The 10543-nt window shown below is 66.0% G+C and carries 14 protein-coding genes; 5 read left to right on the top strand and 9 right to left on the bottom strand.

The window, feature by feature from the left end:
* Positions 1-268, bottom strand: a 268-nt coding sequence (locus NBW77_RS20720; protein ID WP_250280186.1) for a TetR/AcrR family transcriptional regulator, incomplete at its 3' end; no start/stop codon positions are given.
* A 55-nt stretch (positions 269-323) separates the two neighbouring features.
* Between NBW77_RS20720 and NBW77_RS20725 the strand changes: the two genes are divergently transcribed.
* Positions 324-1886: an MFS transporter gene (locus NBW77_RS20725; protein ID WP_250280187.1), complete on the top strand. Its 1563-nt coding sequence runs from the start codon at positions 324-326 to the stop codon at positions 1884-1886.
* A 195-nt stretch (positions 1887-2081) separates the two neighbouring features.
* On the opposite strand, the gene NBW77_RS20730 is transcribed toward NBW77_RS20725, so the two are convergent.
* Both NBW77_RS20730 and NBW77_RS20735 read right to left on the bottom strand, forming a co-directional pair.
* Positions 2082-2519: a PIN domain-containing protein gene (locus NBW77_RS20730; RefSeq protein WP_207386799.1), complete on the bottom strand. Its 438-nt coding sequence runs from the start codon at positions 2517-2519 to the stop codon at positions 2082-2084.
* Entirely contained in the window at positions 2516-2716 is a 201-nt protein-coding gene (locus NBW77_RS20735; RefSeq protein ID WP_207386809.1) for a type II toxin-antitoxin system VapB family antitoxin, read from the bottom strand. Before NBW77_RS20735 ends, NBW77_RS20730 begins: the two co-directional genes overlap by 4 nt.
* 130 nt (positions 2717-2846) lie before the next feature.
* Between NBW77_RS20735 and NBW77_RS20740 the strand changes: the two genes are divergently transcribed.
* Together NBW77_RS20740 and NBW77_RS20745 are read left to right on the top strand one after the other, a co-directional pair.
* On the top strand, positions 2847-3137 hold the full coding sequence (locus tag NBW77_RS20740; protein WP_131745096.1) for a FitA-like ribbon-helix-helix domain-containing protein: 291 nt from the start codon (positions 2847-2849) through the stop codon (positions 3135-3137).
* The gene (locus NBW77_RS20745; RefSeq protein WP_165485800.1) at positions 3134-3529 is read left to right on the top strand and encodes a type II toxin-antitoxin system VapC family toxin; all 396 of its coding nucleotides are present in this window, start codon (positions 3134-3136) and stop codon (positions 3527-3529) included. Before NBW77_RS20740 ends, NBW77_RS20745 begins: the two co-directional genes overlap by 4 nt.
* A 226-nt stretch (positions 3530-3755) precedes the next feature.
* On the opposite strand, the gene NBW77_RS20750 is transcribed toward NBW77_RS20745, so the two are convergent.
* A complete protein-coding gene (locus NBW77_RS20750) occupies positions 3756-3959 on the bottom strand; it encodes a cold-shock protein (protein ID WP_131745098.1) in 204 nt (67 codons plus the stop codon).
* 504 nt (positions 3960-4463) lie between these two features.
* Between NBW77_RS20750 and NBW77_RS20755 the strand changes: the two genes are divergently transcribed.
* Positions 4464-4748 (top strand): FDXHR family putative zinc-binding protein, encoded by a 285-nt coding sequence (locus tag NBW77_RS20755; RefSeq protein ID WP_131745100.1) that lies wholly within the window; start codon positions 4464-4466, stop codon positions 4746-4748.
* Between the two features lie 3 nt (positions 4749-4751).
* Here NBW77_RS20755 and NBW77_RS20760 read toward each other — a convergent pair whose 3' ends face one another.
* Positions 4752-5777: an MHYT domain-containing protein gene (locus NBW77_RS20760; protein ID WP_250280189.1), complete on the bottom strand. Its 1026-nt coding sequence runs from the start codon at positions 5775-5777 to the stop codon at positions 4752-4754.
* A 152-nt stretch (positions 5778-5929) separates the two neighbouring features.
* Entirely contained in the window at positions 5930-6454 is a 525-nt protein-coding gene (locus NBW77_RS20765) for an SH3 domain-containing protein (protein ID WP_131745102.1), read from the bottom strand.
* A gap of 487 nt (positions 6455-6941) precedes the next feature.
* Between NBW77_RS20765 and NBW77_RS20770 the strand changes: the two genes are divergently transcribed.
* The gene (locus NBW77_RS20770; RefSeq protein ID WP_131745104.1) at positions 6942-7607 is read left to right on the top strand and encodes a class II glutamine amidotransferase domain-containing protein; all 666 of its coding nucleotides are present in this window, start codon (positions 6942-6944) and stop codon (positions 7605-7607) included.
* Positions 7608-7670: 63 nt separating this feature from the next.
* Here the strand turns inward: NBW77_RS20770 and NBW77_RS20775 are convergent, their stop codons facing one another.
* The 3 genes from NBW77_RS20775 to NBW77_RS20785 form a co-directional block, all read right to left on the bottom strand.
* Positions 7671-9008, bottom strand: a complete 1338-nt coding sequence (locus tag NBW77_RS20775) for a UDP-glucose dehydrogenase family protein (RefSeq protein WP_131745106.1) — start codon at positions 9006-9008, stop codon at positions 7671-7673.
* A gap of 461 nt (positions 9009-9469) precedes the next feature.
* Positions 9470-9898 (bottom strand): DUF3817 domain-containing protein, encoded by a 429-nt coding sequence (locus NBW77_RS20780; RefSeq protein ID WP_502799507.1) that lies wholly within the window; start codon positions 9896-9898, stop codon positions 9470-9472.
* On the bottom strand, positions 9895-10374 hold the full coding sequence (locus NBW77_RS20785; protein WP_131745108.1) for a hypothetical protein: 480 nt from the start codon (positions 10372-10374) through the stop codon (positions 9895-9897). Before NBW77_RS20785 ends, NBW77_RS20780 begins: the two co-directional genes overlap by 4 nt.
* Positions 10375-10543 lie beyond the last annotated feature (169 nt).

The raw sequence follows: 10543 nt of genomic DNA on the forward strand, positions 1-10543 counted from the left end.
GTAGGGCGGCGATCCGCTCCTCCATGATCAGCGCTAGCCGGCTCATGCACTGTTCGCAGACGGTGCGCAGCAACTCGTCCCGGTCGGCGAAATGCCGGTATGCCGCGTTGTTCGAGACGCCTGCGGCGCGGGTCGCCGCCCGCAGCACCACTGCTTCGGGGCCTCCGGCCCGGGCCAACGCGACACCGGCGTCGATAAGCGCCTCCCGTAGCCGGCCGTGGTGGTAAGGACGCGAGGACGTAGCGGCCAACATGTTGACAGTGTCCACTTCCCGTGTCAACATTGTCAATGTTGTCGCTGTCAACTTCAGGAGACGTGGCCCGATGCCTCCTATGAGCTCCCGCCGCCGGCTCGCGGTCCTCGCGACCGTCTGCCTCGCCGTGTTTGCGATCAACCTCGACACCACGATCGTCAACGTCGCCCTGCCCGACCTGGCCCGCCAGCTCGGCGCGACCATCCGTGACCTCCAGTGGATCGTCGACGGATACAACCTGGCCTTCGCCGCGCTGGTGCTCACCGCCGGGTCGATCGGTGACCGGTTCGGCCGCCGCCCGGTGCTGCTCGGCGGGCTCACGGGCTTCGCGGTCGCCAGCGGGATCGGTGCGCTGTGCACCGGGGCAGGCGGACTGGTCGTGGTGCGCTTCGTCATGGGCGCGTTCGCCGCGCTCATCTACCCGACGACACTGTCGATCATCACTAACGCCTACACCGACCGCGCCGAGCGCGCCAAGGCGATCGGCGTCTGGGGCGCGGTCACCGGCCTCGGGGTCGCTGTTGGTCCGGTCACCGGCGGACTGATCCTTGCCCACGTCTGGTGGGGCGGTGTGTTCCTCGCGCTCGTCCCGGTCGCGCTGGTCGCGGCCGCCCTCGCCTTCGTGCTCGTGCCCGAGTCCCGGGACCCGGGCGCGGCCCGGCTCGACCTGCCCGGACTGGTCACCTCGTCAGCCGGCATCGGGCTGCTCGTCTACACGATCATCGAAGCGCCAGGCCGCGGCTGGACGTCGCCGTGGACGATCGCCGGATTCGCCGCCACCGCGATCATCGCCGCCGCGTTCGTCACGATCGAGCGGCGCCAGCCCAACCCGATGCTCGACGTCAGCCTGTTCCGTACGCCGGCCTTCTCGGCTGCCAGCGGCGCGGTGACCGTCGCGTTCTTCGCACTCTTCGGGTTCATCTTCCTGATCACCCAGTACTTCCAGTTCATCCGCGGCTACGGCACCGTCTCGACCGGCGTGCGGATCCTGCCGGTGGCGTTGACCATCGCGGTCGGGTCGGTTCTCGGCGCGCAACTGGTCGGTCGACTCGGCACCCGCGTCATCGTCGTCGCCGGGTTGCTGCTGTTCGGTGCGGCGTTCGCCTGGATCGCCGTGTCCACGACCTACGAGCCCTACCTGGAGATCGCTGGGCAGATGGTCGTCATGGGCCTCGGTCTCGGCCTGACCACCGCTCCGGCCACCGAGTCGATCCTCAGCGTGCTGCCGGCGGCGAAGGCCGGTGTCGGCTCCGCCGTCAACGACGCCACCCGGGAGGCCGGCGGCACGCTCGGTGTCGCCGTCATCGGTAGCGTCTTCACCTCGATCTACGTCCACCACCTCGCCGGTACGAGCGTCGATGCGCTGCCGCACGATGTTGCCAGCGCCGCCCGCGACTCCGTCGGCGCGGCGATCGCGGCAGCCACCCACGCCGTACCGTCGCTGCGCCACCAGCTCGTCACCGACGTCAACGCGTCATTCATGAGCGGCCTGCACGTCGCCTGCCTGGTCGCCGCCGGTGTGTGCTGGCTCGGCGCCGTCGGCGCCCTCGCCCTGCCCAGCCGTCGCGCCAGGCGCCTGCCGCAGCCCGAGCCAAGCGTCGTCACGGCTGTCCTCGAGCCGGCGGCCGGCTGAGACGCGCCGCCCCGCAGAACCTCGGGGCAAGGAGTATCCGGATGCTATGACTCACCGGCACCACGATGACCGGCACCGGCGTCATCATCGCCACCTGTCAACCGGCGGGCCCCGTGCAGTACGGCTCTTCCGCACTCGACAGGTCCTGTCAGGTCCTGACAGGATCTGACAGGTCCGTCAGCCACCGCGAGAGGGTCAGGTGATGGTGCTACGTGGAGCGATCCACGCGTGCGCCTGCCCGGTCGTGGCTGCGATGTGTTCGAAGTCGGCGTCGTAATGCAGGACTACCGCGCCGTGGTGCTCGGCCACTGCGGCGGTAAGCAGGTCGATCACTCCAGCGGCGCGGTGGTGGCCTCGGACGGCCATGCGGATCTGGACATCGCGCGCTCGGTCGGCAATGACCTCGCTGATCGGCAACGTCACATAGAGACTTCTGCGACGCTCGGCGATCGTGCGGACGTCGGTGAGATCACGGCCGGAGTAGCCAGCCTCCAGGTCGACAGTCACGCAGGTAGCCGCGGCCCGGTCGGCGATGAGCCCGGCGATGACGTTGCGGACCGCGGGGTGGCCGATCCGTGCATGCGCAGACGTGTCGATCAGGTAGAGCTGACCGGGACCGACCGGGACGGTCACCGACGGGCCCGTTGCATGATCTCCGGATCGGTGATGTCCGGACCGACGCCGAGGGCGTACGGGTCATCGAGCAGCTGTTCGATACGGCGGCGGCGGCTGGCCACGAACTCGAGCGCAGCGTTGACAGTGTCCTTCTTCGTCGTGGTACCCAGCTCCTTGGCGGCCAACTCCAGCGCTGCGTCGTCTAGATCGATCATCGTCTTCATATATCCGAGCATACAGCCCAAGCAATATGATCAACAATACGAGGGTGGCCTCGAATCCTCGCAGGATCGCCCATGGCGTTGTGACTTGACGGAGACTTCATAGTGACTACATATTGTAGTCATGACCGTGACCTTGACAATTCGGGACGTGCCTAAGGATGTACGGGACGAGCTGAGTCAGTACGCCCGGCAGCGCGGTCAGTCTCTCCAGGCATTCCTCCTGGGTGTACTCACCCGTCAGGCGCAGTTCGGCCGTAACCAGCAGATCCTGGTTACGATCGACCGCGAGCTGATGGATGAGGGCGGGGCCGGTACGGATGCCCCCGATGCGGCAGAGGTACTGGAGTCGGCTCGGGCCGGACGAGGCGACGTAGGCTCGCATCCTTCAGCGGGGGCCGACGGTGTGGCGTGATCGTTGTTGACGCCTCCGTCCTGGCGAACATGCTCATCTATGCCGACGCCCGGGGGCGCCGGGCGCGAGCGGTGCTGGGGCGGGACACCGAGTGGGCGGCGCCCGAACACTGGCAGGTGGAGGTGTTCTCCGTGATGCGGGGACTCACTCTCGGGAAGAAGATCAGCGAAGAACAGGCGCGCCGCGCCGTCGAACGTCTTCCGCACCTTGGGGTGGATCATGTCCCCGTCGATGTACTGCTACCGAGAATGTGGCAGCTCAGGGCGGGAATCAGCGCCTACGACGCCGCCTATGTCGCACTCGCGGAGGCACGTGACCTCACCCTCGTGACCTCTGACGGTCGCCTGGCGTGTGCGGCGACATCCTTCTGCAGCGTGAAGCTGGTGGGGTAGGGACGCCGCAGGCACTGCCGCGTTGAGCCATTGGCCGCGATCACAGCCGCAGATCTTCCTGAGGTGCCTCAGGAAAGCAGTACGAGCCCCGCACCCTGGTCGGCGGCGGGGCTCGTACTGTTACTTTCTGTAACCATCAAGTGAGAATAGCACCATACCGGTCGGATCCCGGCGCCCCGTCTGTCACGACGGAGGCGACGGCACCGACCGGTATGGCTACTGATGGTCAGAGCGGGCGGACGTTCTCCGCCTGCGGGCCCTTCTGACCCTGGGTCGTGTCGAACTCGACCCGCTGGTTCTCTTCCAGAGACTTGTAGCCGCTCGTCGCGATTGCGGAGAAGTGGACGAACACGTCCGGGCTGCCGCCGTCCGGGCTGATGAATCCAAAGCCCTTCTCCGCGTTGAACCACTTCACAGTGCCCTGAGTCATTCTGATATTCCCATCACCATGCAAGTCAACACCCGCTAGCGCGTGTGCCGGGCCGCTAGCACCCCCCCGCCGGTGCTGCCGGAGGATCTACTGACGAGGCCCGACGCCCGGAGCAGGCGTAGGAACGCAACCGCAACCGAAAGTCAGAGTACCAGCAGAGCAATAGCGGGTGGGCTGTCGCGCCGGCAACGTCCGGATGAAGTTGGTGTAGGGGCACGGGTCCCGCCTTGGGTTGGCATCGCCCAGGACGTCCATCGTCGGGCTGGTGGGTCATCGGCTGCTCCGTGCGGGGAGGGGGGCGGTCACCCATACCACCGGAACCGAAGCGGGTCCCAGCCGCAACTACCAGCCGCAACCACCAGCGGCAGGCTTGCGGAGGCCGCATGGTCGCTGTATGTAATCCTCCGTTTGAGGACGTCATGGGCGGGACGTGTTGAGTCTCGTTGCCGCGCCCGTAGGAAATGGTTGCGCGACGGTTGTCACCTTCTGCGACAGGATGACCGGGTGCCGACCCGACGCCAAACCCCGACCAGCCGCACCTCCCGGCGTACCCAGCCGATGCTGCCGTTGCCGATCCGCAACGCCGGCCAGCCGGCCAGGGGGCGTGAGGTACCCACGACCGCGTCGTGCGGTGGATGCAATGCCCGGTGGAACGAGCCGGAAACCACGCACTGCCGGATCTGTCATGACACCTGGCCGGACGTGAATGGCTTCGACACCCATCTGGCGGTCTGCCAGCCAGGGCAGTCCGGTTGGTCCGGTTGGTCCGGTCGGGCGCTGAAGCGCTGATCGTCAGATCGCTGGTCGGCCTGATCGGCCTGGTCGGCCTGACAGCGGCTTGTCGGCCTCCGCGGGTTCGCTCGGGAGCGTCCTTTGCCTGGGAACACCCCCAAAGACGATCTGGTCGGCCAGGTTTTGCGGCTGTTTATCCTTGAATGGGCGGTTTATGGATATAATCTGGCCGAAAACGTCGGTCGGGCTGTCGGCGGAGGCGCCGGACCGGTGCTGCCCGGGTTTCGGAGCGATCCTCCGGATGGTGAACTCCGGGTCGGCCACTCCACCGAGAGCGGCGAAGACGATGAAAATTAACATAATGAATGACGTGAAGGCAGTCAGAATGCCGAGCGAGAAGGGATCGACGCCCGGCGCCGGGCCCAGCGCCGGTTCGGGTGTGACCTGAGTTGCCGTCATAGCGGTGTAGTGCATCCCGCACACGGCCAGTGCCATCATCCCGGATGCGTTCGGAAGGCGCCGAAGACCGTTCACATTGAAGGAGATCCAGAACGCCGTGGTCGCCGCGACCACGGCAACGAGGACGGACAGCATGACTACCGGCATCCGATAGCTGATCGTACCGGCGGTACGCATTGCGGCCATCCCCGTGTAGTGCATAGCCGTGATCGTGCAACCGGTGAACGTCCCGGCGGCGACCAGTCGGGTCCTGTCGAAAGGATTGCGTCCGACGAGACCAAGCCCGATACCGGTGCCCACGACGGAGATACCCAGGGAGAGGAGTGTCTCGGGCAGGGCGAAGGTGATATCCGGTTCGATGTGGTAAGCGAGCATACCGACGAAGTGCATCGACCAGATCGCTCCGCCGCCGAGTGCTACCGCGGTGACTGTCACCCAGCACAGCCGCCTGCCACCCTTTGATGAGCGGATGTGTGTCGCGCTCGTCAGTGCCGCGAATGAACCGAAACCAGCGAGTAAATAGGATAATCCGACAAATCCCAGGCTGTAGGAGGCCTGGAAATGCTGGTGGACGACCGAAAGGTTCTCCGCGTTGCTGCTGCCGAGCGCGTGGATGGTAGTGGTCATCGGGTTCCTCGGATGTGACGCCATTGTCGCTGTCCGTTATATCACTTGCGGTAGCTTACAATAAGCTTAAAGTAGTCATCGTTGTGGCAATATGTTCACATATAGTGAACGGACGTGTTCGTTATATGCACTGCCCGTGCCGCCGGAGGCCGTCACAGGTGGAGGGCCCACCCGCAGCGCGATGCCACATAGGCCCACTTCGTGCTGGTCAGCGCCACCACCGTCCAGCGATTCGACGAGGCGGCCCGCTGGTGTCCCTCGAAGCAGGTGTAGCGCCCGCCGATCACCTCATCGACAGTTGTCCGGCCACAGCTGGACACCTGGTACCAGCACCATGTGCCAGTCGTGCAGTTGTTCAGGTGACCAATGATCGAATACCCGGTCGACGGGCCGGACCGCAGGTTCAGCTGGCAGCCGTTCGCCGGCGTGGGCACGACGTACCAGTGCGCCTCGGCGACCGGCGTCGCGACCGGCGTTGCGGGCGGTGTCTGGGCGAGGACGGGCGAACTCGACCACACCACCGCCGATGACACCACCGCAGAAAATGCGACCATCAGACCGAATTTCAGGGCCATGCTCCGGACGATGTCCGTTCCGAAAACGGCGACTCGGATTGTTTTGTCGCGGAGCTTCTTGTTTCGGGTCGTTGTGATGCGCGACAGGCTGGCCGGGAACACGACACCTCCTGGATCCTGGAATCCTCACGTGCAGCTGAAGGAGTTTCTATCGCGTCCATCGCTGGATTTAGTTGTTCGGTGCGTGGTGTGTTCGACCGGTACGCGGTTTCATCTGGTGCGCGGTAGGATCGCGGGCCGGCAGCCGGGTTCGTCACGCAGCCGAATCGCACGGTTTTTCGGTGTGCCGTGCCAGCGCGTCGCACTCGCGTTGTTCCGACGGGATCGTTCGCGAAACCTGTCCGCACTCCGATCGGTAATTGCCGGTTGGTTTCGGCTGTCGCCGGATGCGTCGCCGCCATACCGCCGCCCGGGGTGAACAGGGGCGACGCGCGCGCAGCATGCTGCTATTTTGCGGCCTGGATGCCATTCGGTGCGGCACGCGGGGAGTCCTGCCGGCACTGGTCCGCCCGGGGACGGCCGTGGGCCGGGAGATCGTGCGTCGGGGCGGCTGGACGTCCGGGATTTGCCGATCACAGGGGGAGAGCACATGACGGTCTGCGGATTGGTGCGCCTGGACGGCGGCGCGGCGCGGCGTTCGACCCTGACTGCGATGCTCGCGTCGTCCTCGGTGGGCCTGCCGGCCGCTCGGGGCGTGCATCTCGACGGGCCCTTCGGGGTGATGACGGGAGCCATGAGATCACACGACCCGATCCCGCCGATAGCGGTGGATGCCGGAGGGCTTGTCGTCGTGCTCGGCGGACGTCTTCGGCGGCCTGGACCGGTATTGGTGTCGCGGGCAGGCGAGCCGGCTGGTTCGCCTGCGGCTCTTGCCGGCGCCGGGTCCACGGATGCCTGCCTGCTCGCCGCCGCCTACCGCAGGGACCAGGAACGTTGCCTTGGCCCAATGGGCGGGGCCTGGATCGCGCTGGTCTGGGAACCGGAGCGTCAGCGGCTTGTGTGTGCGCGTACCGGCGACGAAGCGGAGGAGCTGCTGACCTGGTCCGACGGGCGGATCTTTGCGTTCGGTACGGAACCGGCACAGTTGCTTGCCGCTGGCGCGCCGATGACAACGGGTCATCTTCGTCCTACGCTGCGGCTGGCCCGGATACGCCGTCTCGGTTCGGGTGAGTGTCTTGCGGTCTGCCTACCCGGCACGACGCCGGCCCGGAGCACCATACCGATTCAGGTATGGCACGCCGGTCAGCGCCACTGAAATAAGATCGTTATCGTGGTGTGGTGAACCCCTGCGATGTCGCCGGCCGGCAACGGACGCTGTCTATGGCCGACCGAGTGCGTGGTAGGACCACCCGGCGGTACGCCACCGGGCGGGGTTGAGTGTGTTGCGGCCATCGACGATGATGCGGGTCGAGACGACCTGGTTGAGTGCGGCCGGGTCGAGTTCGCGAAACTCCGTCCATTCGGTGAGGTGCAGGACGATGTGCGCGCCGCTTGCGGCATCGACGGCGTTGTCGGCGTAGGTGAGATGGGGGTAGAGACGCCGGGCGTTGGGGATGGCGGCCGGGTCGTAGACGGCGACGGCAGCGCCGGCCCGGTGAAGCGCGTCAGCCACGGCGAGAGCCGGGGAGTCCCTGATGTCGTCGGAGTTGGGTTTGAAGGCCCCGCCCAGTATCGCGACCTTCCTACCGGCGGTGGTACCCCCCAGGAGCCTGGTGGTGAGTGCGACGGTGTGGGTGCGCCGACGGATGTTGATGGCGTCCACCTCGGCCAGGAAGGCCAGGGCCTTGCCGACGCCGAGTTCGGTCGCGCGTGCCTGGAAGGCACGGATGTCTTTGGGTAGGCAGCCGCCGCCGAAGCCGAGGCCAGCGTTTAGGAAGCGGCCTCCGATACGGGCGTCGTAGGAGATGGCCTTGGCCAGGTGGGTGACATCGGCGCCGGTGGCCTCGCAGACTTCGGCCATGGCGTTGATGAAGGAAATCTTGGTGGCGAGGAAGGAGTTAGCGGCGACCTTGACCAGCTCGGCGGTCGGGTAGTCGACAACGACGACGGGAGTTCCGGCGTCGATCACGGACGCGTAGACACGGCGCAGGGTCGCTTCGGCCGTGCTGTCGGCGCCGACTCCGAACACGAGCCGGTCGGGACGCAGGGTGTCGTCGACAGCGAAGCCTTCCCGCAGGAACTCCGGGTTCCACGCCAGTTCGACTCCGGGCGCGTCGGCGGCCAGCCGGTCGGCGAGGCGCGCGGCGGTCCCGGTGGGAACCGTGGACTTTCCCACGACGAGAGAGTCCGGGCGGAGTCCGCCGGCGATCAGTCCGCTGATCGCGGCGTCGACGTACCGCATGTCCGCCGCGTTCGAGTCGGGATGCTGGGGTGTTCCGACGCAGACGAAGTGCACATCCGCCATGCCGGCGGCGTCGGCGAGTGACGTTGTGAATGACAGCCGGCCCGACTCCAGGTTCTTGCGGAGAAGCTCCTCCAGGCCCGGTTCGAAGAAGGGCACCTCTCCGGCGCCAAGACGTTCGATCTTGTCGACATCGACATCGACACCGATGACTTCGAAACCCAGCTCGGCCATGCACACCGCGTGTGTTGCCCCGAGATAGCCGGTTCCGATCACCGAAATTCTCAATGGATCAACAACGGTTGATGTTTCCATGATCTTTCGTAAACTCCCATCGGACGGTCATCCTGCTTTGGGTGCCGCGCATCGGCATGATCCGCCAGCGTTCGCCAAGTCGGTCGCGTGCCATAAAGAAGAGAGATTATGCGCGCACCTGGTGATCGTAAAGTAACGGTGCTCCACATATCCGGGGACGAAGGTGGTTCGGCAATCAAGCTCGATCTCACCCGAAACAACGATTTGTGATGAACATCCCTGGATTCATGGGACACAGTCACGAGAACGACACCGAGAACGTGGCCGTTCGATGACAACAGACATCGGGGCACAGCCAACCGGCTTCCCGGACGCCGGGTTTCCAGCCCGGCCCGGGCGCCTCACGGCCGTTGCGTCGGCCCAGAGACCTCCGGACAGCACGATCATGGGGATCGACGGCGGGCTCGCGGCCAGTGTCCCGAGATACGTGATCGTAGAGTCGGCCCGGTCGGCCCGGTCGGTCAGTCCCCCCGGGCGATCCCCTCCGGCCCGCGCACCTGACGGGTCACCTTCCGTTCCGCGACGAACGACAGGAACGGGATCGTGCCGGCCAGCATCACCAGAACCGTACGAATCGGGCTGAACCGGCAACGTGACGCCAGGTCGAACGTCAGGGCGATGTAGACCATGAACAGGAACCCATGCAACGGGCCGACGGTTTCGGCGACCACCGGGATGTCCGCGAGGTACTTCAGCGGCACCCCGACCAGTACCAGTGTGATCAGACCGACGCCGACCACGTAGGCGACCACCTGGAACCGCAGCAACGCGCCACGAATCGCCCGTTCGCTGCTTCGGCCCGACCCGGCATTCTCTGCCCTGGCCGCTGTCGGCTTCCTGATCGGCCCACGGACGGACGGTGAGGTGTCTCCTTCGGCTGGCGCGCTCACCGGGCACCGGGCCTGGAGCGTGCGTCGCGTTCGTGGAGCGAGGCTAGATAGCGGTTGTACGAGGCCAACTCCTCCTCGTCCTCCTTGTCCGTCAGGTGGTCATCGCTCGGATCGCTGCCGGTACTCGCATCGCTGCCGGTACTCGCATCGCTGCCGGCGAGTTGAAGCCGGCCGGGCCTCTCCCCGTCGGATCGCTCGACAGCGTCGAACGGTCTGATCTCCGGGGGTGTGTCTCGCGGCACGGCTTCTTTCGCCGGGCTCGGATGCAGCTCCTCACGGAGCATCTGCCACCACCCGAAGACCACCGCCCCGGCGAAGACCGGCCACTCCACACCATAGAAGAGGTTCTGCAGAGTGCCGCGGCTGGACTGCCCCTTCTCCCACTGCCACCATCCGAGTCGGGCAAAAAGGGCAATCATGAACAGGGCGAGTGCGTGTCGCAGCAGCCACGAAGGTGAGAAGAGGACTCGACGCACGTCTGTGACGCTACATCCGGTCCATGTCGGACGGATGTGCAGGGCGAGGAGAGAAGAAGATGTAGTGCGGCCCGCCCGCCCCGGCTGGGGGGGGTTAGCGGGGAACGAGCGGGCCGGAACGTCCGAACGGTGTCATCATGGATTTCTGCGCCACGGGAGGCCCCAGGGC

It is taken from the genome of Frankia sp. Cppng1_Ct_nod, from assembly GCF_920656135.1.
Taxonomy (GTDB): Bacteria; Actinomycetota; Actinomycetes; order Frankiales; family Frankiaceae; genus Protofrankia; species Protofrankia meridionalis.